Origin of the sequence: Streptomyces sp. HNM0645 (assembly GCF_030056615.1) — a bacterium.
In the GTDB taxonomy this organism is placed as follows: Bacteria; Actinomycetota; Actinomycetes; order Streptomycetales; family Streptomycetaceae; genus Streptomyces; species Streptomyces marianii.
In genome coordinates this window covers 77,411-102,275 of the sequence record NZ_JASHLT010000011.1, presented here as the reverse complement: position 1 = coordinate 102,275, position 24,865 = coordinate 77,411, and the positions used below count along the sequence as shown (strand labels likewise).

The following is a 24,865-nucleotide window of genomic DNA, read 5'->3' as shown; positions in this document are numbered from 1 at the left end:
GCCCGAGCTTCGCCTATGCGGCGGACATCTGCGGGACGCGCGCCGACTTCCGCCTGTATTCCTTGCGGCGGATTGAGAACTGCCGCAGTCATCGGCAGAAAGGGCAGCAGTCATGTCGTGGTTTGACGAGGCGGGATTCGGCGGGGCCAAATGGCCGGGAGGCTGGACGGTCGACATCCAGGAGCTGAAGACCGGTCGGAACCCGTTCGCCAAGGCGCTGCGGGACTTCCTCGCGTCGGCCCCGACCACGGATCTGAAGAAGGCCGTAGAGGCAGCATGCGATGCCTACCTGGAGTCTCTTGCCGACCCGAAAGTCTCCGCAGAGGAAACCTATCTGACGTTTCGTAAGATAGCCAAGGTGGCCGGTGCCAGCAAAGCGTCGGCTCATGAACTGGCCAGGTCGGCGATGCCTGGCGGGCCGATCGTCTCGGACTTCTCCGTGAGCGGACTCCGCTACACGCTGGAGTACATTGATGCGAAGCGACTCTGGGAGATCCAGCACAGCGACCTGCTGCCCTGGCCGTACGAAGCCAGCGCCAAGAAGCCGGACTACGCCTCGCGGCAGCACACGACCAAGGACATGGTGAAGCGCACTCGCAAAGCCGGCCAGGAGGAGGTCAAGGAGGCGGTGCGGAAGGCGAGTGAGGCGGCAAAAAAGCAGCTCGGGAAGCAGGATGTCGCGGAGAAGACCATACGCACCGCGAAGGAAGCAGCCACCTTCTACGATCTCTCTACACATGTCGGTGACCATGTGCGTGTGACGGACCGGGCCCTGAGTCAGATTCCCAAGCAGATCGCCGCCGATGTACGTGACAAGGGCGAGACCTATCGCGGCAAGATCGTGCGGGTGGTCGTGAATCTCCGAGAGAACGCATCCCTGTACGACAACTCCGGGAGCCCGGTAAGCATCGACAGCAAAGACGTCACGTCCGAGCTCAACGCACTCGACGACAAGCTCGTCTTCAGCTATGTGAACCTCATCTTCCCGCCGGAGATCGTGGTCGACGGCCTCACCGTCGAGACCGGTGTCGTCAACCTGATGGCGGAGAGCAGCAACGGCAAGAGGACGTTCAACTGGCTCAAGTACTGAGCCCCGGCAGTCCGCACTCACGGTTTCATGTGTCTCCAGGTCGCATCCCTTCAGGAAGGAGTGTCTCCAGAGCGCGAAGCAGGCGTGTGGTCTGGACGACTACCAAGTCCGCCGCTACCCGGGCTGGCACCGGCACATCACCCTCGCCATGGCCGCCCACGCCCGCCTGACCGTCCTGCGGCCGCCGAACTCGAGGCCGGGAAAGCGGAAACGGATCCTCCGGCCTCGTCCCCTTGAGCCTGCCCGAACTCAGACGCNCCGGGCTGGCACCGGCACATCACCCTCGCCATGGCCGCCCACGCCCGCCTGACCGTCCTGCGGCCGCCGAACTCGAGGCCGGGAAAGCGGAAACGGATCCTCCGGCCTCGTCCCCTTGAGCCTGCCCGAACTCAGACGCTGCGGCGAGCAGCGCGTGCGCCAGTCCGCGCCGCTCCATGGCGCGGCGCACGAAGACGCACCTGATCACCCTCCTCGCTCCAGGGCCCCGATCAGCCGTCCTCCACGTCCTGCACTGGTCCACCTGGCGCCGCCGACGCCGGCACCAAGGCCGCATCCGTCACTACAAACGACGGAGCCGCACCCCACCAGAACCCAAACCACCGTCACGGCAAAGACCGTTGCCGTACTGGGCCGTTGGAAGGTCTCGCCCCGCCCACCTCCAACGCCTTCTGACAGGTCAGCTGTACCGCAGCGCGAACCACAGCTCCATGCGTACGTCCGCGTCGTCCAGGTCCACGCCCAGCAGTGAGCCGCACCGTGCGACGCGCTGGCGGACGGTGTTGCGGTGGACGCCGAGGGCCACCGCCGTACGGTCCCAGCTGCCGTGGAGGGAGAGCCAGACACGCAGGGTCTCGGTGAGTGCGGGGGAGTCGGCGACCGGCGCGAGCAGGGTGCGCGCGTGGACGGCCGCCTCGTCGGGCGCGACCAGCTCGCCGAGGCCCGTGTGGCGCTGGCGGGCGAGCGGGACGCGGTTCGCCTCCGCGCGGCGCAGGGCGCGGGCGGCCGCGGTGTCGGCGGTGCCCAGGTCCTCCGCCGTGGCCGGGGCGCTCACGCCCAGGGTCCAGCCCGGCTGCGGCTCGATGCGCCGGTCGCCGGAGAGCAGGACCCGTACGGTCTCCCCGTCCGTGTCCACCAGCGTGCTGCCCAGGGCCGCGCCGAGGGCCGAGGCGGCGATCGGGTCCGGCTGTCCCGGCCGTGTCCCGTGCACCACCGTCCAGGGGCCGGGGCCGAGGTCCCGGGCGACCTCCGCGGGCGTGCCGCCGAGCAGCAGTCGTACCAGTGCGGTGGTCCGCCCGCTCGCGTCGGCTCCCCGGTGCGGCGCGGTGAGCAGGGACAGCAGGACGACGGCGACCCCGGCGACGGTGTGCCCGCCCGGTTCGCGCCCCTCGGCGGCGACTCCGAGGACCAGGCCGTCACCGCCGCCGAGCGCGTAGGCCGCGAGGTGCGTCTCGCCGACGGTGTCGGTCGCCGACGTGGGTGCCCGGCGCCCGGCGCCCGCGGGTTCGCCGGGTTCCGTCTCGGCGGCGACCCGGAGGGCCGGGGGAGTGGCCGCTTCCCCGACGGACTCCTGCTCCTCGGGCTCCGGGCTCACCAGTCGCGCCAGCCGCCCCAGGGCCGCGCGTGCCTCCCGGGACGGTGCCCGCCCGGCCGTGTGCAGGGCCGAGCCGTCCGGCGCCAGCAGGACCGCCCAGCCGCCGAGCCGGGAGGCCAGCTGCTGCAGCACCGCCGGCACCGGGTCGGGGCGGGCCGCCGCGCCGGCGAGACCCTGCTGGGCCTCGCTCACCCGGCGCACCTCCCGGAGCCGGGCCTGGGCCATCAGGCCCCAGACGGCACGGGCGATCGCGGTGAACGGGGTCTGCGGCGGCACCTCGAGCAGCGGCAGCTCGCGGCGCTCGCACGCCGCGACCAGCGCGTCCGGGACGGTGTCGTACACCGGAGCCACCCCGAAGCCGATCGCCGCGCCGCCCGCCTCGACGACCCGCGCCGCGTACATCTCCGGGTCCTTCAGCAGGACCCCGGCCGTCAGCAGCAGCTCACCACCCAGGAGGTAGGGGTACGGATCGGCCATCTCCGAGGTGTGCACCCACTGGATCCGGACGCTGTCCGCGCCCCTCGGCACGGGGACGCCCGCGACCAGCCGCAGCCCGAGCTCCTTCCGGGCCAGCAGTGAGGCCAGCGGTACGGGCGGGGTCGGCGGGGCCGAAGGGGCACCTTGGGGAGCGGTGGGGTCCGGCATGGTGGACGTTCCATCCCTGATCGTCTTCGGGAATGGAGGAAACGTACACTTCATCGTCGCTTTTCGGCCACCTATCGTCGAGTCGTCCAGTGGCCGCGGGTACGGGCGGATGCCCCCGCGGAGGAGCCGCTGCGTCTCCTTGCACTTCCGCACGACCTGCGCTTCCGCACGACACGCGACCGAGGTGAGAGCGAAGGAGGGCCCCATGGCCGTCGACTACGCAGTGATCGTCGTCTATCTGGCCGGCATGCTGGCCATGGGCTGGTGGGGCATGCGCCGTGCCAGGTCCAAGAGCGAGTTCCTGGTGGCCGGCCGCCGGCTCGGACCCTCGATGTACTCCGGCACCATGGCCGCGATCGTCCTCGGCGGCGCGTCCACCATCGGCGGCGTGGGCCTCGGCTACAAGTACGGCCTCTCCGGAGCCTGGATGGTCTTCACCATCGGCCTCGGCCTCCTGGCCCTGTCGGTCTTCTTCTCCGCCCGTATCGCCCGGCTGAAGGTCTACACCGTCTCCGAGATGCTCGACCTGCGCTACGGCGGGCGGGCCGGCCTCATCACCGGTGTGGTGATGTGGGCCTACACGCTGATGCTCGCCGTGACCTCGACCATCGCCTACGCCACGATCTTCGACGTCCTGTTCGACATGAACCGGACCGTCGCGATCGTCCTCGGCGGCTCCATCGTCGTGGCCTACTCCACGCTCGGCGGCATGTGGTCGATCACCCTCACCGACATGGTGCAGTTCGTCGTCAAGACGATCGGCGTGCTGCTCCTGCTGCTGCCCATCGCCGTCGTCAAGGCCGGCGGCTTCGCCGAGATGAAGGCCCGGCTGCCCACCGAGTACTTCGCCCCGTTCGGCATCGGCGGCGAGACGATCTTCACCTACGTGCTCATCTACACCTTCGGCATGCTCATCGGCCAGGACATCTGGCAGCGCGTCTTCACCGCCCGCGACGACAGGGTCGCCCGCTGGGGCGGCACGGTCGCCGGCACGTACTGCCTCGCCTACGCCCTCGCCGGCGCCGTCATCGGCACCGCGGCCAAGGTGCTCTATCCGAACCTCGCCAACGCCGACGACGCCTTCGCCACCATCGTCAAGGACGAACTCCCGCTGGGCGTGCGCGGACTGGTCCTGGCCGCCGCCCTCGCCGCAGTGATGTCCACCTCCTCCGGCGCCCTGATCGCCTGCGCGACCGTCGCCAACAACGACATCTGGCAGCGTCTGCGGGGCGCCGTCACGCGGCCGGCGGAGGGCGAACAGCACGACGAGGTCAAGGGGAACCGGATGTTCATCCTGGTGATGGGCGTCGCCGTGATCGGCATCGCCATCGCCCTCAACAACGTGGTCGAGGCCCTGACGGTCGCCTACAACCTGCTCGTCGGCGGACTGCTGGTGCCGATCCTCGGCGGACTGCTGTGGAGGCGCGGCACGGTGCACGGCGCCCTCTCCTCCGTCGTCGTCGGCGGAGTGGCCGTCATCGCCTTGATGGGGAAGTTCGGCATCCTCGCCAACGAGCCCATCTACTACGGCCTGCTCGCCTCCCTCGTGACGTACGTGGTCGTCTCGCTGGCCACCAGGCCGACCGACGAGGCGGTCCTGGCCGACTGGCGCGAGCGCCTCGCGGGCCGCGACCCCGAGGCCGAGCGGCGGACCGCACGGGAGTCGGTCCCGGCCACCCCGTGAACCCCGTTACAGTCAAACGACAGCAAACCGACGGATAAGCTGAAAAGCGCAGGAAGAAGAGGCATGGTCATGAGCAGCAACGAGACGCCGCGCGGCCCCATCGACTCGTCCCGCATCCCGCGGTACGCCGGACCCGCGACGTTCGCACGGCTGCCCCGGCTCGACGAGGTCGGCAGCACCGATGTCGCCGTCGTCGGTGTGCCCTTCGACGCCGGGGTGTCCTACCGACCCGGCGCGCGCTTCGGCGGCAACGCCATCCGCGAGGCGTCGAGGCTCCTGCGGCCGTACAACCCGGCCCAGGACGCCTCGCCCTTCGCCCTCGCCCAAGTCGCGGACGCGGGTGACATCGCCGCCAACCCCTTCAACATCAACGAGGCCGTCGAGACCGTCGAGGCCGCCGCCGACGACATCCTCGGCACCGGCGCCCGCATGATGACCCTCGGCGGCGACCACACCATCGCGCTGCCGCTGCTGCGCTCGGTCGCCAAGAAGCACGGCCCCGTCGCGCTGCTGCACTTCGACGCCCACCTGGACACCTGGGACACCTACTTCGGCGCCGAGTACACCCACGGCACCCCGTTCCGCCGCGCCGTCGAGGAGGGCATCCTCGACACCGAGGCCCTCTCCCACGTCGGCATCCGCGGCCCGCTCTACGGCAAGCAGGACCTGACCGACGACGAGAAGATGGGCTTCGGCATCGTCACCTCCTCCGACGTCTACCGCCGCGGTGCCGACGAGGTGGCCGACCAGCTGCGCCAGCGCATCGGCGACCGCCCCCTCTACATCTCCATCGACATCGACTGCCTCGACCCGGCGCACGCCCCCGGCACCGGCACCCCCGAGGCCGGCGGCATGACCTCCCGCGAACTGCTGGAGATCCTGCGCGGGCTCGCCTCCTGCAACCTGGTCTCCGCCGACGTCGTCGAGGTCGCCCCGGCCTACGACCACGCCGAGATCACCTCGGTCGCCGCCTCCCACACCGCGTACGAGCTGACCACGATCATGGCCCGCCAGATCGCCGCGTCGAGGAACGGCAAGTGACCCACGACCACGACCTCGTGCTGCGCCCCACGGCGCGGCAGGTCGCCGCCGCGCTCAACCCGCCGGCGGGCCGCAACGGAGGGGACCTCGTCGTCGAGTCCCTGGCCGGTCTGGGCGCCACCACCGTCTTCGGTCTGCCCGGCCAGCACGCCCTGGGCATGTTCGACGCGCTGCGCCGTTCCGACCTGGAGTACGTCGGACTGCGTGTGGAGAACAACGCGGGCTTCGCCGCCGACGCCCACGGCCGGATCACCGGGCAGGCCACCCCGCTGCTGCTCTCCACCGGGCCCGGCGCGCTCACCTCGCTGGCCGCCCTCCAGGAGGCCGCCGCGGCCAGTGCACCCGTCCTCGCGATCTCCAGCCAGGTGCCGAGCCCGGGCATCGGCGGCGGCCGGCACGGCTATCTGCACGAGCTGCGCGACCAGAAGGCGTCGTTCCGTGACGTCGTGAAGTCCGTGCACACGGTGCGTACCGCCTCGCAGATCCCCTCGGCCATCGCCGACGCCTGGCAGTCCGCGCTGACCGCCCCGCACGGGCCGGTCTGGGTGGAGATCCCCCAGGACGTGCTGCTCGCCGGGACGACCCTGCCGGTCGTCACGGCCCCGGACGCCACTCCGCACGACCTCGTGCCCCGCCCGGAGCTCACCGCCGTCGCCGCGCACCTGCTCCAGAACGCCGAGCGCCCCGCGATCATCGCGGGCGGTGGTGTCGTGCGCTCCGACGCCTCCGGCAAGCTGCTCGCGCTCGCCGAGAAGCTGGACGCGCCCGTCGTGACCACCTTCGGCGGCAAGGGGGCCTTCCCCTGGGAACACCCGCTGTCGATGCAGTCCTGGCTGGAGGACCGACACACCACCGACCTCCTGGAGGACGCCGACGTCCTGCTCGTCGTCGGCTCCGGCCTCGGTGAACTCTCCTCGAACTACCACACGTTCGCGCCGCGCGGCCGGGTGGTCCAGATCGAGGCCGACCTCGGCAAGCTGGAGTCCAACCACCCCGGGCTCGGGATCCACGCCGACGCCCGGATCGCGCTCACCGCGCTGCTGGAGACGGTGGCGGAACGCCGTGATCCGTCGGCTGCGGAGCGGGTCTCCGTGCTGCTGGCGAAGGTCCGGGAGCGGATCGCCGGCCAGGAGCTTTCCCTGGAGCAGGAGGTGCTCGCCGCGGTCCGCGAGGCCCTGCCGGACGACTCCCCGAGCTTCTGGGACATGACGATCCTGGCCTACTGGGCCTGGTCCGCGTTCGACGCCCGCCGGCCGAACACCATGCACTCGGCGCAGGGGGCGGGCGGCCTCGGCTACGGCTTCCCCGCCGCCCTCGGCGCGGCCGCCGCGGACCGCACCAGGCCGGTGCTCGCGGTCTCCGGCGACGGCGGCGCGATGTACTCCATCGCGGAGCTGGCCTCGGCGAAGCAGTACGGGCTGCCGGTGACCTGGCTGATCGTCGACGACGGCGGCTACGGCATCCTGCGCGAGTACATGACGGACGCCTTCGGCGAGGCGGCCGCGACCGAGCTGTCCCGCCCGGACTTCGTGGCGCTCGCCGAGTCCTTCGGCGTACCGGCCGTGCGCACCACCACGCAGTCGCTGCGCGAGGACCTCGCCAAGGCCCTCGCGCAGCCCGGCCCCTCGGTGGTCGTGCTGCCCGCGGTGCTCAGGATGTTCGCGCCGACGCACCTGTAGGAGCGCTTCGGCGCTCCTTCTCGCGGCGGCGGGACGACGCGGCGGCGCGTCCGGCCGCATTCGCGGGACGACGCGGCGGCGCACCGGTCACCCCAGGTAGTGCCCGGTGCGCCGTGCGCGCCCGCGTACGCACGTTCTGCGCTGTGAAGCCGTCGCGGAACTCCTTCCGCCGGGCCGTGTCCCAGGCCCGGGGAATCCGACCGTCGCCCGGTGTGGACGCGAGGAGCCGCTGTGTCCGCGAGCCCGGCGCTCCGGTAGCCGGTCGGTCCCCTCGACGCGGGCGAACGGGAAGTGGCCCGCACCCGCGCGGGCGCGGGCGCCCGTCGGGCCGCGCACATGAGCCCGTGGGCCCACGAGCACGAGCGCGTCGGGAACGGTCGCTGGTCCTAGGCCCAGGCCCAGGACCAGCGACCGTTCTTTCGCCCGGCCGTGTCGCGGCGGGATGAAATCGGGCCCGGCCCGCGTTGGTGCCTTCCGGCAGATCAGGACGACGGGGAGGCAGCTGGTGACGGCGGCGGCAGAGCGATCGTGGGCACGAAGACTGGCCGGTTACGCATGGCGGTACCGGCGGAACGTCGTGCTCGCGCTGGGCTCGTCACTGGCCGGTATGGCGGTGATGGCCATCGTCCCGCTGATCACCAAGGTCGTGATCGACGACGTCATCGGGGACCGCTCACGGCCGGTGGCCGTCTGGACCGGACTGCTGATCGCCGCGGCGCTGGTCGTCTACGCGCTCACCTACGTCCGCCGCTACTACGGCGGCAGGCTCGCCCTCGACGTCCAGCACGACCTGCGCACCGACATGTTCCGGACGATCAGCCGGCTCGACGGACGCCGCCAGGACGAGCTGTCCACGGGCCAGGTCGTGGGCCGTGCCACCAGCGACCTCCAGCTCATCCAGGGCCTGCTCTTCATGCTCCCGATGACCATCGGGAACTTCGTGCTCTTCTTCGTCTCCCTCGGCGTCATGGCCTGGCTGTCGCCGCCGCTCACCCTGGTCGCGCTGGCAGTCGCCCCCGCTCTCTGGTTCATCGCCAGACGCAGCCGGCTCAGGCTCCACCCCGCCACCTGGTACGCGCAGCAGCAGGCCGCCGCGGTCGCCGGGGTCGTCGACGGTGCCGTCTCCGGGGTGCGGGTCGTCAAGGGCTTCGGCCAGGAGGACCAGGAGACCGGCAAGCTCAGGGACGTCAGCCGCAGGCTCTTCGCCGGCAGGCTGCGCACGGTCAGGCTGAACGCCGTCTACACCCCGGCCCTGCAGGCCGTGCCCGCACTCGGGCAGGTGGCGATGCTGGCGGTCGGCGGCTGGCTGGCCACCCGCGGGCAGATCACCCTCGGGACCTTCGTCGCCTTCTCCACCTACCTCGCTCAGCTCGTCGGACCCGTGCGGATGCTCGCCATGGTCCTGACCGTGGGCCAGCAGGCGCGGGCCGGAGTCGAGCGGGTCCTGGAGCTGGTCGACACCGAGCCGGCGATCAAGGACGGCACCAAGGAACTCCCGGCCGGCGCCCCGGCGACCGTCGAGTTCGACGACGTCGGTTTCTCCTACGGGGAGGGGGAGGGCGCCCGGCCCGTCCTCGACGGGTTCTCCCTGGAGATCCGGTCCGGCGAGACCGTGGCCGTCGTCGGCTCCTCGGGCAGCGGCAAGTCCACGGTCTCGCTGCTGCTGCCGCGCTTCTACGACGTCACGCACGGTGCGGTCCTCGTCGGCGGCCACGACGTCCGCGAGCTCACCCTGGAGTCGCTGCGGGCCGCCGTCGGGCTCGTGCCGGAGGACAGTTTCCTCTTCTCCGACACCGTCCGATCCAACATCGCCTTCGGGAAGCCGGACGCGACGGACGAGGAGATCGCCGACGCCGCGCGGACGGCGCAGGCAGACCGTTTCATCAGCGAGCTGCCGCACGGCTACGACACCAAGGTCGGCGAGCAGGGTCTGACCCTCTCCGGCGGCCAGCGCCAGCGGATCGCCCTCGCCCGCGCGATCCTCGCCGACCCCCGGCTGCTGCTGCTCGACGACGCCACCTCCGCCGTGGACGCCCGGGTCGAGCACGAGATCCACGAGGCGCTGCGCGGGGTGATGGCCGGGCGCACCACCCTGCTGATCGCCCACCGCAGGTCCACCCTCGGCCTCGCCGACCGCATCGCCGTCCTCGACGGAGGCCGGCTCGTCGACATCGGTACCCACGAGGAGCTGCAGGAACGATCCGCGCTGTACCGGCGGCTGCTCACCGACCCCGACGAGCTGGGCGGGGTCTCCCCGGGCCACACCCTGCCCGTCGAGATCCCGGAGGACCGCACCCTCCGCGCCGAGTTCGACGCCGAGCGCGGCATCACGCCCCCGCTGTGGGTCCGCAAGGAAGAGGAGGAAGAGGACGAGGCGGCCGGCGCCACCCCCGAACTCCTCGCCCAGGTCGCGGCGCTGCCTCCGGCCGACGACACCCCGCAGGTCGACGAGGTCCGGGCGGTGACCCCCGAGGACAGCTACGACCTGCGCAGGCTGCTGCGCGGCTTCGGAGTGCCGCTGCTCTTCAGCCTGCTGCTGGTCGCGGTCGACGCGGGCATGGGCCTGTTGCTCCCGGTGCTGATCCGGCACGGCATCGACGACGGTGTCGAGCAGGCCGTGATGACCGCGGTCTGGGTCGCCTCGGCCCTGGCACTGCTGACGGTGCTCGTGCAGTGGGCCGGCCAGATCGGCGCCACACGGATGACGGGACGTACGGGCGAGCGCATCCTCTATGCCCTGCGGCTCAAGATCTTCGCCCAGCTCCAGCGGCTCGGCCTCGACTACTACGAGCGCGAGCTCACCGGCCGGATCATGACCCGCATGACCACGGACGTGGACGCGCTCTCGACGTTCCTGCAGACCGGTCTGGTCACCGCGTTCGTCTCCGTCGTCACGTTCTTCGGCATCATGGTCGCCCTGGTCGCGCTCGACCTCCAGCTGGCCCTCGTGGTCTTCGCGACGCTGCCCGTCCTGGTCGTCGGCACGTACTTCTTCCGCCGGCAGTCGGTGAAGGCGTACGAGCTGGCGCGGGAGCGGATCAGCGTCGTCAACGCCGACCTCCAGGAATCGGTGAGCGGACTGCGCATCCTGCAGGCGTTCCGCCGCGAGCGGTCCGGCAACCGGCGGTTCGCCGAGCGCAGCGAGAGCTACCGTGAGGCTCGGGTGCGCGGCCAGTGGCTGATCTCCGTGTACTTCCCCTTCGTGCAGTTGTTGTCCTCCGTCGCCGTGGCGGCCGTGCTGATCGTGGGTGCGGGCCGGATCGAGGCGGGCACGCTCACCACGGGCGCTCTCGTCGCCTATCTGCTCTACATCGACCTGTTCTTCGCCCCGGTGCAGCAGCTGTCCCAGGTCTTCGACGGCTACCAGCAGGCCGCCGTGTCGCTCGGCCGGATCCAGGAGCTGCTGCGGGAGCCGACGTCGACGGAGCAGCCCCGCGTGCCCCTGGACGTGCCGTCGCTGCGCGGTGACATCGCCTTCGAGGACGTCTCCTTCGCGTACGCCGGCGGCAGCGAAGCCGGCGTACGCGAAGGAGACGAGGGGGGCGGTGGCGTACGCGAAGGCGGCGAGGGGGCCGGTGGCGGGGAGGCGGCGCTCAGCGGCGTCGACCTGCGGATCCCGGCCGGTCAGACGGTCGCCTTCGTCGGCGAGACGGGCGCGGGCAAGTCCACGCTGGTCAAGCTGGTGGCGCGGTTCTACGACCCGACGAGCGGACGCGTCACCGTCGACGGCACCGATCTGCGGGACCTGGACCTCACCTCCTACCGGCACCGGCTCGGCGTCGTGCCCCAGGAGGCGTACCTCTTCTCCGGCACGGTTCGTGACGCGATCGCGTACGGGCGGCCGGGGGCGAGCGACGCGGAGGTGGAGGCCGCGGCCCGTGCCGTGGGCGCCCATGACATGATCGCCACTCTGGAGGGCGGCTACCTCCACGAGGTCGCCGAGCGCGGCCGCAACCTCTCCGCCGGCCAGCGCCAGCTCATCGCCCTGGCCCGGGCCGAACTGGTCGATCCGGACGTGCTGCTGCTCGACGAGGCGACGGCGGCGCTCGACCTGGCGACCGAGGCGCAGGTGAACCGGGCCACCGACCGGCTCACCGGCCGCCGCACCACGCTGGTCGTCGCACACCGCCTCACCACCGCCGCCCGCGCGGACCGGGTGGTCGTCATGGCGCACGGCCGGGTGGTCGAGGACGGCACGCACGACCGACTGCTCGCGCGGGGAGGGCGGTACGCCGAGCTGTGGCGGACGTTCATCGGTGAGGAGGAGCCCGCGACGGCCCGGTCCTGAGCGGGCGCGGGGCCGGCGTCGATCGGTCTGGGCGGCTTCGGGCGGGCGGGTGCCCGGATCCGGCCCGCCCGAGCGGTGGTTGCCGCCCTTCCGGGGTCCTGACGGCAACCGTCCGGACCCCGGCTGCGTCGTACGTCAGTACGGCTTGGTGCGGGAGGGGAGAAAACGTGTTCGGGAAGCTGCTGAGGCATGTACTCGCCGTGCTGACGGTCGTCGGTGCCCTCTCCCTGCCCGGACCGGGGGTCCAGCGGGCGGAGGCCGCATCCGTCTGCTCCGGCCGTCCGGTGAAGGCGGTCCGGTTCTCCACGGGAGAACTGCGCGTCTTCAAGAAACGGAATCTGGTCTGCGCACTCACCGTCGCCAAACGGCCCGGCGCCGTACGGGCGATGTCGGTGTCCCTCCAGCCGCGCGGCGGGCGCGCCGTCGTGGACAAGGGGCGGTTCACCCGGCAGGCGGGGCCCGTGACCGTGCACGCCCTCAACCGCTGCGTCCGGGTGTCCGGCGCAGTCGCCGGAAAACGCGCCTCGACCGGCTGGATCCTGTGCTGAGGGTGCCGGTTGCGTGTTTCCGTTCAACTCACCCTGGCCATAGGAGCATTGCCCCCGCTAGGTTCACCGCGACCGCTGTGAACCAAGGGGAGTGTGTGCATGCGGAAAACACTGAGATGGCTGCTGTCGCTCGTGGTGCTCATAGGTGGCGCGGGGACGACGGCGAGCGCGGCCACCGCCGCCGAACCCGCCATCGGCTCACCCACCGCGTCCCAGGACGTCGCGTCCCGGGACATCAAGGACCGGATCCTCGCGATCCCCGGGATGAGCCTGATCGAGGAGAAGCCGTACCCCGGCTACCGCTACTTCGTCCTCAACTACACCCAGCCGGTCGACCACCGGCGCCCGTCCAAGGGCACGTTCAAGCAGCGCATCACCGTGCTGCACAAGGACACGACCCGGCCGACCGTTTTCTACACCAGCGGCTACCACGTCGGTACGACCCCGCGCCGGCGTGAGCCCACCCAGATCGTCGACGGCAACCAGGTCGACCTGGAGTACCGGTTCTTCAGCCCGTCGCGGCCCGACCCGGCCGACTGGTCCAAGCTCGACATCTGGCAGGCCGCCAGCGACCAGCACCGCGTCTTCACCGCGCTGAAGAAGATCTACGGCAAGAAGTGGATCGCCACGGGCGGCTCGAAGGGCGGGATGACCGCCACGTACTACGAGCGCTTCTACCCGCGGGACATGGACGGTGTCGTCGCCTACGTCGCACCGAACGACGTGAACAACAACGAGGACTCCGCCTACGACCGGTTCTTCGAGAAGGTCGGCACCGCCGAGTGCCGCGACAAGCTGAACGCGGTGCAGCGCGAGGCACTCGTCCGCCGTGACTCGCTGGAGGCGCTGTACACCAAGTACGCGGCCGACAACGGCCACACCTTCAAGACGATCGGCTCGCTCGACAAGGCCTTCGAAGCCGTCGTCCTCGACTACGCCTGGGCTTTCTGGCAGTACAGCCTGGTGAGCGACTGCGCGTCGATCCCCGTCGCGGCAACCGCCTCGGACCAGGAGATCTGGGACAGCGTCGACGCCATCTCCGGCTTCTCCTTCTACACCGACCAGGGCCTGGAGCCGTACGCCCCGTACTACTACCAGGCGGGCACCGAGCTCGGCGCGCCGGCCATCGAGCTGCCCCACCTCAAGGGCCTGAGCCGCTACGGCTACCAGGCACCGCGCAACTTCGTGCCACGGGAGATCCCCATGCGCTTCAAGCCGTGGGTGATGGACGACGTGGACGGTTGGGTCCGTCACCACGCACGGCAGATGCTGTTCGTCTACGGCGAGAACGACCCCTGGGGTGCCGAACCGTTCCGGCTCGGCAAGGGCGCGCGTGACAGCTATGTCTTCACCGCTCCCGGCGCCAACCACGGTGCCAACATCGCTGGTCTGAAGGCGGACCAGCGGGCCAAGGCCACCGCGCGGATCCTGGAGTGGGCGGGCGTCGCCCCGGCCGCCGTCCAGGAGGACCCGGCCAAGGCGAAGAGGCTGACGAAGCCGGACAAGAAGCTTGACAAGCAGGACATCGAGCGTGAGCCGATGCTGCGTCCGTGACCGGTGACGGATGCCGGTGATGCGATCGGTGACCGATGACTGGTGACCGGTGACCGGTGACCGTGGCCGGGAACGCGTGACCGGTGGTCGGCGATCGCATCCGGTGAACGGTGAACGGTGGGCTGTGTCCCGCCGCCGACGACTCGCGATGCGCGATGTCAGAGGCGGCGGGCACAGCCCACCGGTTTTCTGCCGGAGGGCAGTTCCACGAACAGATCCGTCGACGGCGGGCACTGGGAGCGTTCGTCCACGGCCGACGCCACCTTGAACTCGGGCCGGTACTCACCGGACCCGTCGCAGGCGGTCTCCTTCACCTGCCCCCGGCGCGAGGTGTGGAGGCAGTCGCCGGCGACCGTGTGCGGTCCGCCCCCGCCTCCGGGATCGCCGGGATGCGGCGGCTCCAGATTGCGCATACAGGCGTACCCCCGCGGCACCGAACCGTCGCCGTCCTCGTCGAACGCCGGCCGGTGCTCCGAGATGTGCAGCACGAAGTCCGTCGTGTCGGGGCAGGACGGTGTGTCCGTCCGCCGTCCGTCGTGGCGGGCGATCACGCGCGCCGCCGCCTTCTCGCTGCCGCAGGGCACCTCGCGGACATCCGCGCGGCCCCGGCCGCTGCAGTTCCCCGTCCCGAGGAACAGCGGCCCGCGTGCGGACGGCGCCGAGCTCTCGCGAGGCGACGGTGAGGTCTCGCTCCCGGCGCCGCCCGGACCCGGCCGGCAGGAGACGAGCACCGCGCACACCACCCCCACCCAAAGACGCCGTACATGCATGGATCCCCCAGTTCGGTCGCTCCAGCGTGGCGCGCCGGTGCGGGCGCACGCCAGGGGGCAGGGGGCTTTCCGCCGCGTGAGGGTGGTGTGCCGGTAGCGCGGCCTACGCCGCGCTACCCCCGATACCTCAGGCCGTGTCCGACCGGGTACAGCACCTGCGCCGGGTCGTCGGCCCGCTGCACCGGTACGGGAAGTCGGCCCTCGGGCTCGGCCCGGCCCGCGATCACCCTTGCCGCGGCCCGCAGTTCGACGTCGGTCCAGCTGTACGTCGCGAGCGAGGCCGCGAAGCCGGTGCCCGTCAGTTGTGCGATGTCGTACGGGTTCCGGACGGCGACGGTGACCACCGGGACACCCGTGGCCACCAGCCGGGCGACGAGGGTCCGCTGCGGACTGGTCGCCGAGACGTTGTACGTGCCGACGACCACGACGTCCTTCCCGGCCGCCGCGGCCACCGCTTCCTCGATCCTGGCGGCCGTGGGGGTGATGCCGGTGGACAGCGCCGTCGCGGTGAAGCCCAGTTCGGTGAAGCCCTTCGCGAGAGTGGCGGTCGGGGGCCCGGTCGTCCCGGACGGGGAGGCCGGATCCGCGCCGACCACGAGGACATCGCGGTGTCTGCGGCGGGACAGCGGCAGCAGGCCGGTCGGATTCGCGAGCAGGGTGGTGGTCTCCTGGGCGATCCGGTCGGCGGCGGCCAGATGGGATCGCTTGCCCACGGTGCGGTCCACGCCCTCGCGGGTGACGAACGGTTTCCGGAAGAGACCCAGTTCGTCCTTCAGCAGCAGAATGCGCAGGATCGATTCCTCGATGCGCTGCTCGCTCAGCTCGCCGCTCCGCACGGCCTCCAGGACGGCGTTCCAGGCGACGCTCAGGTTCGGCGGGTTGAGCAACTGGTCGCAGCCTGCCTTCAGGGCGAGCACCGGAACCCGGTCGTCGCCGTACTTCTGCCGTACGCCCGCCATGTCGAGCGCGTCGGTGACGACGACTCCGTCGTAGCCGAGTTCCTCGCGCAGTATCCCCGTGAGGATGGGGCGGGACAGCGTCGCCGGGTCCTCGCTCGGGTCGAGCGCCGGGACGACGATGTGCGCCGTCATGATCGAGCGGATGCCCGCGGCGATCGCCGCACGGAACGGCGGAGCGTCCAGCTCGCCCCACTCCTCGCGGGTGTGGTGGATCGTCGGCAGCGAGTAGTGGCTGTCGGACACGGTGTCCCCGTGACCCGGGAAGTGCTTGGACGTCGCGGCGACGCCCGCGCCCTGGTAGCCCCGCACCTGTGAGGCGACCAGCCCCGACACGGCCTGGGGGTCGGAGCCGAACGACCGCACACCGATGACCGGGTTGGCCGGATTGACGTTGACGTCGGCAACCGGTGCGTAGTTCTGCCGGATGCCCATCGCCGCGAGTTCGGTGCCGGCGATCCGTGCGGCCTCCCGGGCGTCGGAACGGGAACCGCCGGCCCCCAGTGCCATCGCGCCCGGCATGAGCGTCGCGGGCTTGCCGACCCGGGCGACGATGCCGTGCTCCTGGTCCGTGGAGATCAGCAGCGGAACGGGGGTGGGCTGGGCGAGTCCGGCCTGCTGGATGCCGTTGGACAGCTCGGCGATCTGCTGCGGGTCACGGGTGTTGTGGGCCCAGACGAAGTAGATGATGCCGCCGACGTGGTAGCGCTCGACCAGCTCGGCGGCCGAACGGACCCCGATCTCCCTGAGGTTGGCGTCGACGTCGGTCTGGTCGGGTGCGGTGGCGGAGTGCCCGTACACCCGCATCACGAAGAGCTGACCGATCTTCTCCTCAAGGCTCATCCGGGAGATGAGCCGCTGGAGACGGGCGCGAGTGGTGCCGCGGTCGGCGGAGCCCGCGTGCGCCGGGCTGGAGGCGAGGGCTGCGGCCGCGGCACCCGCGGCGGTGGCGGCGAGAACGGAACGTCTGGACGGGGTGGTCCGGTCGGGCACTGGTGCTCCTTCCCTGAAGGAAACTTCCAAGGGCCACGGATATCCGGAAAGTAACTGCCAGTCAAGGGAATCGGCCGGACGAGCGCGCCGCCGCGGCGGCAGCCGCGATCCGACGGTTCCGGGAAGTGCGTGGAGGGCGACGCGCGTGGAGGTGAGAGGGGCCGCCACCGGAGCTGGGAGGGGGCGCACCGGTGGCGGCGTGCCGCAGGCCGCAGGCGGCCAGGGAGGGAGTCAGCGATCGCAGCCAGCAACGAGGGCCGACGACGCCGCTCTGCGGTGACTCGTCCGCGGCACGGCTCTTGGACGCCGGGTCCCCGTCACGGGTTCCCCACGCACGGAGAATCTCCCGGCTCCGTCGGGGGGCGGGACGGCGCGCGCCGAGCGGCGAGGGCCGGGTCGGTCACGACCCGGGTTGGACCTGAGGCGCCGACCCGGGTTGGATCTGAGCAACCGCGCCGGGGCCCGTGGCGGACGATCACGGACTCAGCGCCACTCCTGCACGTCCACGACCGTGCCCGCCGCCAGGTCCGGGTGCCCCCAGAAGTCGCCGACCTGCGTGGCGACGACCAGCACCGGGCGCCCCTGGGCGTCCAGGTGCGCTGTGAAGAACCCGAACACCCATGACGGCTCGGCGACCAGGTCCCGCGGAGGTGCCAACCGGACCAGCTCCGTCCCGTCCGCCTCGTATACGACCGCGTTGTCCGTGGGCGTGTACGGGGTGTCGTCCAGCGCCTCGACGACGATCACCCGGCCGTTCCACGCCAGTGCCGCCTGGGTCGGTCCCGCGAAGTCCTTCTGTACGATCCTGCTGCCGTGCGTCCAGCGCACGACGCGGTCGCCGTGGCGCCAGCCCGTGACGACGGGGTCCTGGCCGTGCCGGGCACGGGCGTCCGCGGCGCGGGGGGCCGTGGCCCGGGCGTTCGGATCCTGAGGGTGCCGGCTCATGGGCGGTCTCCATGGGCTCCACGCGGTTGCCGATGAACATCAGCCTACTGCGGACGGCTCGTCCGGCGATCTCCACCGGTCGACGGCCACGGTGCCCGGCCCGTCGTCCGCCTCCCGTCCGGTATGGGGCAGGCCCGGTGCGCCGCCCGAAGTCCGCCGCTCCCGCGGTCCGCCTCCCATCCGAGATCGGTCAGCCGCGGTCTCGGTCCGCCACCCGGCCGGACCCCGGTCCTGCGCGCCCCCGTTCGCTGGTCCGGCCTTGGTTCGGCCCAGGTCCCGAGTGGGTGAGCCCCCGGCCCCGGCCCGGCACCCGTTCGGCACTTCCGTCCCACCCGTCCCGGCCGCCGGCATCGGTCAGGCTGCCGTTCCGCATGGGCCGGAGCTGCCGGCCCGGCATGGGCGGGCTCCCTGTCCTCCGGCTCTGGCCCGGGGTGTGGCCCCAGCGCGCACGGCACCGAGTCGGAAGGCTCAGCAGCGCACCAGCGACTCCAGGTGCTCCCGCCCCGCCGCGAGTATCCCCGGCAGCTCGGCCGTGCCCGGGTGCCAGCGCTTCTCGTACTCCCAGCACACCCAGCCGTCGCCGTCCGCGAGCGCCAGGCACTCCCCGAGGGGCAGGATCCCGGTGCCCAGTGGCAGCGGAGTGAGGTCCTCCGCCGAGGTGACGTCCTTGACCTGGACGCAGCCCAGATAGGGCCCGAGCGCCGCCCGGGTGGTGACGGGCGGTTCCTCCTCCAGCCAGGGGTGCAGGACATCCCACAGCGCTCCCACGTGCTTGTGCCCGACCTGGCCCACGATGCGGGAGACCGCGGTGCCCGTGGGATGCGAGTCATGGGTTTCCAGCAGGACCCGCACACCCGCGTCGGCGGCGGTCTCGGCTGCTGCGGCGAGCCGCCTCGCCGCCGTCGCATCGGCGGTCTCCTGGGGCTGGTCACCGCCTCCGGGGAAGACCCGGACGAAGGGTGCCCCCAAATCCCGCGCCATCCAGACCAGTTCCGCCAGCTCCTCAACCGTGGCCGCCTCGTCGCCGGCCGCCGCCACCCGGGCGTAACCGGCGACCGTCACGATCTCCACGCCCGCCCGGGCGAACTCGTCCACGACCGCGGCCCGTTCGCGTATGCCCATGGCCAGGTTGACCGGCTCCTCCGGGTGGACGCGCAGCTCCACTCCCTGCCATCCGGTCGAGGCTGCCAGGGCGGCCACCTCCGGGACGGACATGCCGGGAACGCCGAGGGTGGAGAAGGCGAACTTCACTTGGGCGATCCTTCCTGGAGGGACAACCGCCAGTCCTGGCCGACCAGGTCGGCCCCGTAGGAGCGGTGCGGTTTCTCCGCGACGAGCGTGAATCCTGCGCGCTGGTAGATGCGCCGCGCGGCCGTCAGGACGCCGTTGGTCCAGAGCACCAGCTCCCGATACCCCACTTCCCGGGCGAAATCCACGACCGCGCCCACCAGCCGCTCCCCGAGGCGGTGGCCGCGCGCCTCGGGCTCGACCAGCAGCAGTCTCAGCCGGGCGGTGGCCGGGGCCTCGTCCCGTACGCACATCACGGAACCGACCGGGCGGCCGTCCAACTCGGCTATCCACACCCGCTCGAGATGGGGATCGTGGTCCTGGGCGAAGTCCGCGACAATCCGGGCGACCAGCCCTTCGAAGTCCGCGTTCCAGCCGTACTCCGCCGCGTAGAGCGCGCCGTGCCGCTGGACGATCCAGCCCAGCTCGCCGGGTACCGGGTCGCGCAGCGCCGGCCCTTCGCTCCGCCCCCGCCGGTCCGGCCGGACCTCGCCCAGTATGTCGCGCACGGTGCGCATGGCCTCGGTCAGCCGGGGCTGCTCCGCGGCGGGTACATCGGCCAGCAGCCTGCCCACGGCCTCCCGGGAGCGCTCGTCCAGCAGGGCTGTCGCCTCTCGCCCGCGTGGTGTCAGCGTTATGCGCTGCCGCCGCGAGTCCTCCTCCGACGGGGCCCGCTCGACCAGGCCGTCACGTTCGAACTTGCCGAGCAGCCTGCTCAGATAGCCCGCGTCCAGGGACAGCTCCAGTCGGAGGTCCGCGGCGTCGGTCCGCGGAGCGTGGGCCAGCTCGTACAGCACCCGTGACTCGGTGAGCGTGTACGGCGTGTAGAGGTGCTTGCTGTAGTCGAGCGCGCCGATGAGGTTGGTGTAGAAGCGGTTGAAGGCGCGGATCTCCTGGACGGCCATGATGAACCCCCGACCTTTCCTTTGACTGAGTCAAGGCTAGGTTCGGGCGATGACGCCCGGCAATGCCTGTGGACAACTCCCGCCGCTTCCGCCGTGCGTACGGTTCGCACCGGGCCCGCAGGACGCGACGAGCCCCACGCGCCGGGCCCGCCTCCGGTGGGTCCGCCGTCTGCCCCTCGGGCCGTGCGCCTCTCAGCCCTTGCGCGGCGGCGCCGTCGACGCCCGTGCCATCAGTTCCGCGCCGATCGTCGCGATGCCGCCCGGCGGCGGAGCCTCCTTGCCCATGGCGAGACGGCCCGCGCGCACCCCCGCCTCGTGCAGCGGCAGCCGTACCGTCGTCAGTGCCGGCACTGCGTCCACCGCGAACGGCAAATCGTCGAATCCGGCCACCGAGACGTCCTCCGGGATGCGCAGGCCCAGGTCGCGCAACGCCGCGCAGGCGCCCAGCGCCACCGTGTCGTTGGCCGCGGCGATCGCCGTCAGGCCGGGATCGCGGCGCAGCAGTTCCAGCGTGGCGTCGTAGCCGGAGCGCCGGTCGTACAGGCCGTGGACCGTCAGCCGCTCCTGGTCCTCCGGCACGGATCCGGCCGCCCCCGCGCCCCCGTTCGCGGCGTCGGCCGCCCTTGCCGCTTCCAGCGCCGCACGATGGCCTTCCAGCCGGTGCCGTGTGGTGGTGCGCTCGGTGGGGCCGGCGACGTACCCGATCCGCCGGTGCCCCAGGCTGACCAGGTGTTCCGTGAGCCGCCGCCCGCCGCCCCGGTTGTCGAAGGCGAGCGTGGCGGTGACGGCGCTCCCGGAGGCGGGCGGGCGGCCGCAGAGCACGACCGTGGTCCCCGCGTCCGCGAGCTTTCCCAGCTTGGCCGCCATGGCGGTGAGGTGGTCCGGGTCCTCCGGTGCCCCGCCCATGAGGACGACCGCGGCCGCCCGCTGTCGCTGCAGCAGCGTCAGGTAGGTCAGTTCGCGTTCCGGGGAGCCCCCCGTGTTGCACACCACCGCCAGCTTCTCGCCGCCCGCCCGGCCCGAGGCGCCTTCCCCGATCGCGGTCTGTGCGGCGCCGGCCAGGATCCCGAAGAACGGGTCGGCGATGTCGTTGACGAGGATCCCGACCAGGTCGGAGGTGGCCGCAGCGAGTGAGCTGGCCGGCCCGTTGAGGACGTAGTCGAGTTCGTCCACCGCGCGCAGCACCCGTTCCCGGGTCGAGGTCGCGACCGGGTAGTTGCCGTTGAGGACCCGGGAGACGGTCGCCGGGGAGACCCGGGCGCGAGCCGCCACATCAGCCAGCGTGACTGTCATCGCTTTCCTCCGAGGGGGATCCGGCCGGGCCCATGTCCGGGCTGCTGTGCGCAGGCTAGCGTCATCATTTGCAGAAAACGCTTGCCATGACCATTTCGCCGCCGTTTCGAGCAATCGGGGAGACATGGGGGCACCTTCGTGACACGCAGGACGGTGCGCATCGCCATGAACGGCGTCACGGGGTGGATGGGGTACCGGCGGCACCTCGTGCGCTCCCTCCTCGCGATACCCGAACGGGGCGGGCTCGACCTCGGCGACGGTGCGGTCCTGTGGCCCGAGCCCGCCCTGGTCGGCCGCCGTGCACACGCCCTGCGCGGGACGCCTGCCGCCACGGCCTGACCGAGTGGTCGACGGACCTCGACGCGGTGCTCGCCGACGGGACGGTGGACGCCCACTTCGGCGCGCAGGTCACCTCCGCGCGGGGCGACGCGGTCAGGAAGGCGATCGCGGCGGGCAAGCACGTGCACACCGAGAAGCCATCCGCGTCCGATACCGGTGGAGCCCTCGAACTGGTCCGTCTCGCACGGGCCGCCGGAATCCGGCACGGCGTCGTCCAGGACGAGGTCTTCCTGCCGGGCCTGCTGAAGCTGAAGCGCCTCGTGGAGGGCGGCTTCTTCGGCGAGGTCCTCTCCGCGCGGGGGAGTTCGGCTACTGGGGCTTCGAGGGCATGGCGGTCCGCTTGGCCACCGCCACCGCCACCGCCCTGGAAGAGAGGCTCGGCCAGTTCTCCGAGGGCGTCGCGCGCTTCGCCGGCCTGACCGGGTGTCTCCGCGGCGTCCTTCAGCCCGCCCGGGAGCGTGGACACCGAAGTGTCCACGGCGGCCGCGGCCGCCGTGGTGTCGGTGCCGAGCGCGTCCGCGACCTCCTGGAGCCGTTGGTCCCCGAGCTCGGCCAGGACGTCCTGCTGAAGTGAATCATCCCCCATGCCGGAAACGCCAAGTCCCGAGCCATGTGCCTGCCCTCTGGGATTCCGGAAAAACAACTGCCCGCAATCGTGCAACCCTTCCGGCGCGACGCGGGTCGTACTGGGCGTCAGGGCTCCTGGGGAGGGATATCCGGGGGGATTCGGAGGAGTCCTGAGGGTGGGGGAACGGGGGGCCCGGTCGTTCGGCCGGGCCCCTGAACGTCACGGGCGGCTGCCTCCGCCCGTCCCGGGAGCGCCGGCCGCGGGTCCTCCACAGGCCGGGCACGTTGTCCGAGCCGGGCGGTAGCGTCGGCGCATGTCCAATCTGGCAGTGCTCGAAGGGGTCCTGGAGCGGATCACCTACGCCAACGAGGAGAACGGGTACACGGTCGCCCGGGTCGACACCGGACGCGGCAGCTCCGACCTCCTCACGGTGGTCGGCTCGCTCCTCGGCGCGCAGCCGGGTGAATCGCTGCGGATGGAGGGCCGCTGGGGCTCCCACCCGCAGTACGGGAAGCAGTTCACCGTCGAGAACTACACCACCGTCCTGCCCGCCACCGTCCAGGGCATCCGGCGCTACCTCGGCTCCGGCCTCATCAAGGGCATCGGGCCCCGCATCGCCGAGCGCATCGTCGACCACTTCGGCGCCGGCACCCTCGACGTCATCGAGCAGGAGCCCGGCAGGCTCGTGGAAGTCCCCGGCCTCGGCCCCAAGCGCACGAAGATGATCGGTGCCGCCTGGGAGGAGCAGAAGGCCATCAAGGAAGTCATGGTCTTCCTCCAGGGGGTGGGCGTCTCCACGTCCATCGCCGTGCGGATCTACAAGAAGTACGGGGACGCGTCGATCTCCGTCGTCAAGAACCAGCCCTACCGGCTCGCGGCGGACGTCTGGGGCATCGGCTTCCTCACCGCCGACCGCATCGCCCAGGCGGTGGGCATACCCCACGACAGCCCCGACCGGGTCAAGGCGGGTCTGCAGTACGCCCTCTCCCAGTCCACGGACCAGGGGCACTGCTACCTCCCGGAGGAGAAGCTCATCGCCGATTCGGTGAAGCTCCTCCAGGTGGACACGGGACTGGTGATCGACTGCCTCGCCGAGCTGGCGGCCGAGGAGGAAGGGGTCGTCCGGGAGCAGGTCCCTTCGCCCCAGGGCGGGGACCCGGTGACCGCGGTCTACCTGGTGCCCTTCCACCGTGCCGAGCTGTCCCTCGCCGCCCAGCTGACCCGGCTGCTGCGCACGGACGAGGACCGTATGCCGGCCTTCCGGGACGTGGCCTGGGACAAGGCGCTGGCCTGGCTCGCCGGGAGTACGGGCGCGGAGCTGGCGCCCGAGCAGGAGCAGGCGGTCCGGCTCGCCCTCACCCGGAAGGTGGCCGTCCTGACGGGCGGCCCCGGCTGCGGCAAGTCGTTCACGGTCCGCTCCATCGTCGAGCTGGCCCGCGCCAAGAAGGCCAAGGTGGTCCTCGCCGCGCCCACGGGACGGGCGGCCAAGCGGCTCGCAGAGCTGACCGGCGCCGAGGCGTCCACCGTGCACCGGCTCCTGGAGCTGAAGCCGGGCGGAGACGCGGCCTTCGACAGGGACCGGCCGCTGGACGCCGATCTCGTGGTGGTCGACGAGGCCTCCATGCTGGACCTGCTGCTGGCCAACAAGCTCGTGAAGGCCGTGGCGCCGGGTGCTCATCTGCTGCTGGTCGGCGACGTGGACCAGCTCCCGAGCGTCGGCGCCGGAGAGGTCCTCAGCGATCTGCTCGCGGACGGCAGTCCGGTCCCGTCCGTCCGGCTCACCCGCATTTTCCGGCAGGCGCAGCAGTCGGGTGTGGTCACCAACGCCCACCGGATCAACTCCGGAGCCCAGCCCCTCACCCAGGGGCTGAGCGACTTCTTCCTCTTCGTCGAGGACGACACGGAGGAGGCGGGCCGGCTCACCGTCGACGTCGCCGCCCGGCGGGTCCCCGCCCGCTTCGGGCTGGACCCGCGGCGCGATGTGCAGGTCCTGGCGCCCATGCACCGGGGTCCCGCCGGCGCGGGCACCCTGAACGGGCTCCTGCAGCAGGCGATCACCCCCGCCCGTCCCGATGTGCCCGAGAAGCGGTTCGGCGGCCGGGTCTTCCGCGTCGGCGACAAGGTCACTCAGATTCGCAACAATTACGAGAAGGGGAAGAACGGAGTCTTCAACGGCACGGTCGGCGTGGTGACCTCGCTCAATCCGGTCGATCAGCGGCTGACGGTGCTGACGGACGAGGACGAGGAGGTGCCGTACGACTTCGACGAGCTCGACGAGCTCGCCCACGCCTACGCCGTCACGATCCACCGCTCCCAGGGCAGCGAGTATCCGGCGGTGGTGATTCCGGTCACCACGGGGGCCTGGATGATGCTCCAGCGAAACCTGCTCTACACGGCCGTCACGCGCGCGAGGAAGCTCGTCGTGCTCGTGGGCTCCCGCAGGGCCATAGGGCAGGCGGTCCGCACGGTCTCGGCAGGCAGGCGCTTTACCGCACTCGACCACAGGCTGACAGGTGGAGGGTTCGTGGGAAAGATCACCTAACGCTTCCGGAACCGGGGCGAAGGGGGCAGGATGAGCAGGCTGGGCGGCACTGAGTGCCGCTGAACGGCCGAATGGTCGACCCCGAGTGCACTCTCCTCAGCCAAATGGGGGATGGTAGAGACAGTCAGGGCACCTCGAAGAAGAGGC

General features: G+C 71.5%; 16 protein-coding genes and 2 pseudogenes. 11 read left to right on the top strand and 7 right to left on the bottom strand.

Annotated features, from left to right (window positions below):
• The first annotated feature begins 112 nt into the window (after positions 1-112).
• Both QMZ92_RS09355 and QMZ92_RS09350 read left to right on the top strand, forming a co-directional pair.
• A complete protein-coding gene (locus tag QMZ92_RS09355) occupies positions 113-1,090 on the top strand; it encodes a hypothetical protein (protein WP_283296771.1) in 978 nt (325 codons plus the stop codon).
• Positions 1,091-1,145: 55 nt separating this feature from the next.
• Positions 1,146-1,327 (top strand): annotated as a pseudogene (locus QMZ92_RS09350) (IS701 family transposase); the annotation flags it as partial.
• Between the two features lie 439 nt (positions 1,328-1,766).
• Here the strand turns inward: QMZ92_RS09350 and QMZ92_RS09345 are convergent.
• Positions 1,767-3,326: a PucR family transcriptional regulator gene (locus QMZ92_RS09345; protein ID WP_283296770.1), complete on the bottom strand. Its 1,560-nt coding sequence runs from the start codon at positions 3,324-3,326 to the stop codon at positions 1,767-1,769.
• A gap of 205 nt (positions 3,327-3,531) precedes the next feature.
• On the opposite strand from QMZ92_RS09345, the gene QMZ92_RS09340 reads away from it, so the two are divergent.
• From QMZ92_RS09340 to QMZ92_RS09315, 6 genes are all read left to right on the top strand, one after another.
• On the top strand, positions 3,532-5,010 hold the full coding sequence (locus tag QMZ92_RS09340; protein ID WP_283296769.1) for a sodium:solute symporter family protein: 1,479 nt from the start codon (positions 3,532-3,534) through the stop codon (positions 5,008-5,010).
• 69 nt (positions 5,011-5,079) lie between these two features.
• A complete protein-coding gene (gene speB, locus QMZ92_RS09335; RefSeq protein ID WP_283296768.1) occupies positions 5,080-6,051 on the top strand; it encodes an agmatinase in 972 nt (323 codons plus the stop codon).
• Complete coding sequence (locus QMZ92_RS09330; protein ID WP_283296767.1) at positions 6,048-7,730, top strand: thiamine pyrophosphate-binding protein; 1,683 nt, start codon at positions 6,048-6,050, stop codon at positions 7,728-7,730. The genes speB and QMZ92_RS09330 overlap by 4 nt, the downstream gene beginning before the upstream one ends.
• A 442-nt stretch (positions 7,731-8,172) precedes the next feature.
• Positions 8,173-12,018 carry an ABC transporter ATP-binding protein gene (locus QMZ92_RS09325; protein WP_502962024.1) on the top strand — a complete coding sequence of 1,282 codons (3,846 nt, stop codon included), beginning with the start codon at positions 8,173-8,175 and terminating at the stop codon, positions 12,016-12,018.
• A 167-nt stretch (positions 12,019-12,185) separates the two neighbouring features.
• Positions 12,186-12,566, top strand: coding sequence for a hypothetical protein (locus QMZ92_RS09320; protein ID WP_283296765.1), 381 nt, complete (start codon positions 12,186-12,188; stop codon positions 12,564-12,566).
• A 99-nt stretch (positions 12,567-12,665) separates the two neighbouring features.
• A complete protein-coding gene (locus QMZ92_RS09315) occupies positions 12,666-14,120 on the top strand; it encodes a S28 family serine protease (RefSeq protein WP_283296764.1) in 1,455 nt (484 codons plus the stop codon).
• A gap of 158 nt (positions 14,121-14,278) precedes the next feature.
• Here QMZ92_RS09315 and QMZ92_RS09310 read toward each other — a convergent pair whose 3' ends face one another.
• From QMZ92_RS09310 to QMZ92_RS09285, 6 genes are all read right to left on the bottom strand, one after another.
• Entirely contained in the window at positions 14,279-14,890 is a 612-nt protein-coding gene (locus tag QMZ92_RS09310) for an LppU/SCO3897 family protein (RefSeq protein ID WP_283296763.1), read from the bottom strand.
• Positions 14,891-15,003: 113 nt separating this feature from the next.
• Positions 15,004-16,839: a glycoside hydrolase family 3 protein gene (locus tag QMZ92_RS09305; protein WP_283296762.1), complete on the bottom strand. Its 1,836-nt coding sequence runs from the start codon at positions 16,837-16,839 to the stop codon at positions 15,004-15,006.
• A gap of 483 nt (positions 16,840-17,322) precedes the next feature.
• A complete protein-coding gene (locus QMZ92_RS09300) occupies positions 17,323-17,784 on the bottom strand; it encodes a hypothetical protein (protein WP_283296761.1) in 462 nt (153 codons plus the stop codon).
• Positions 17,785-18,252: 468 nt separating this feature from the next.
• On the bottom strand, positions 18,253-19,035 hold the full coding sequence (locus QMZ92_RS09295; RefSeq protein ID WP_283296760.1) for a sugar phosphate isomerase/epimerase family protein: 783 nt from the start codon (positions 19,033-19,035) through the stop codon (positions 18,253-18,255).
• Positions 19,032-19,976, bottom strand: a complete 945-nt coding sequence (locus tag QMZ92_RS09290; protein WP_283296759.1) for a bifunctional helix-turn-helix transcriptional regulator/GNAT family N-acetyltransferase — start codon at positions 19,974-19,976, stop codon at positions 19,032-19,034. The genes QMZ92_RS09295 and QMZ92_RS09290 overlap by 4 nt, the downstream gene beginning before the upstream one ends.
• 192 nt (positions 19,977-20,168) lie before the next feature.
• A complete protein-coding gene (locus tag QMZ92_RS09285; RefSeq protein WP_283296758.1) occupies positions 20,169-21,269 on the bottom strand; it encodes a LacI family DNA-binding transcriptional regulator in 1,101 nt (366 codons plus the stop codon).
• A 138-nt stretch (positions 21,270-21,407) separates the two neighbouring features.
• Between QMZ92_RS09285 and QMZ92_RS09280 the strand changes: the two are divergent.
• The 3 genes and pseudogenes from QMZ92_RS09280 to recD2 form a co-directional block, all read left to right on the top strand.
• Positions 21,408-21,936 (top strand): annotated as a pseudogene (locus tag QMZ92_RS09280) (Gfo/Idh/MocA family protein); the annotation flags it as partial.
• Positions 21,937-21,948: 12 nt separating this feature from the next.
• Positions 21,949-22,182 carry a hypothetical protein gene (locus QMZ92_RS09275; protein ID WP_283296818.1) on the top strand — a complete coding sequence of 78 codons (234 nt, stop codon included), beginning with the start codon at positions 21,949-21,951 and terminating at the stop codon, positions 22,180-22,182.
• 307 nt (positions 22,183-22,489) lie between these two features.
• Entirely contained in the window at positions 22,490-24,718 is a 2,229-nt protein-coding gene (recD2, locus tag QMZ92_RS09270) for an SF1B family DNA helicase RecD2 (protein ID WP_283296757.1), read from the top strand.
• The last annotated feature ends 147 nt before the right edge of the window (positions 24,719-24,865 follow it).

Excerpts from the sequence above, each read along its gene's own strand:
- QMZ92_RS09355 (WP_283296771.1), top strand. The coding sequence starts at position 113 with ATGTCGTGGTTTGACGAGGCGGGATTCGGCGGGGCCAAATGGCCGGGA.
- QMZ92_RS09345 (WP_283296770.1), bottom strand. The coding sequence starts at position 3,326 with ATGCCGGACCCCACCGCTCCCCAAGGTGCCCCTTCGGCCCCGCCGACC.
- QMZ92_RS09340 (WP_283296769.1), top strand. The coding sequence starts at position 3,532 with ATGGCCGTCGACTACGCAGTGATCGTCGTCTATCTGGCCGGCATGCTG.
- speB (WP_283296768.1), top strand. The coding sequence starts at position 5,080 with ATGAGCAGCAACGAGACGCCGCGCGGCCCCATCGACTCGTCCCGCATC.
- QMZ92_RS09325 (WP_502962024.1), top strand. The coding sequence starts at position 8,173 with ATGAAATCGGGCCCGGCCCGCGTTGGTGCCTTCCGGCAGATCAGGACG.
- QMZ92_RS09315 (WP_283296764.1), top strand. The coding sequence starts at position 12,666 with ATGCGGAAAACACTGAGATGGCTGCTGTCGCTCGTGGTGCTCATAGGT.
- QMZ92_RS09310 (WP_283296763.1), bottom strand. The coding sequence starts at position 14,890 with ATGCATGTACGGCGTCTTTGGGTGGGGGTGGTGTGCGCGGTGCTCGTC.
- QMZ92_RS09300 (WP_283296761.1), bottom strand. The coding sequence starts at position 17,784 with ATGAGCCGGCACCCTCAGGATCCGAACGCCCGGGCCACGGCCCCCCGC.
- QMZ92_RS09290 (WP_283296759.1), bottom strand. The coding sequence starts at position 19,976 with ATGGCCGTCCAGGAGATCCGCGCCTTCAACCGCTTCTACACCAACCTC.
- QMZ92_RS09285 (WP_283296758.1), bottom strand. The coding sequence starts at position 21,269 with ATGACAGTCACGCTGGCTGATGTGGCGGCTCGCGCCCGGGTCTCCCCG.
- recD2 (WP_283296757.1), top strand. The coding sequence starts at position 22,490 with ATGTCCAATCTGGCAGTGCTCGAAGGGGTCCTGGAGCGGATCACCTAC.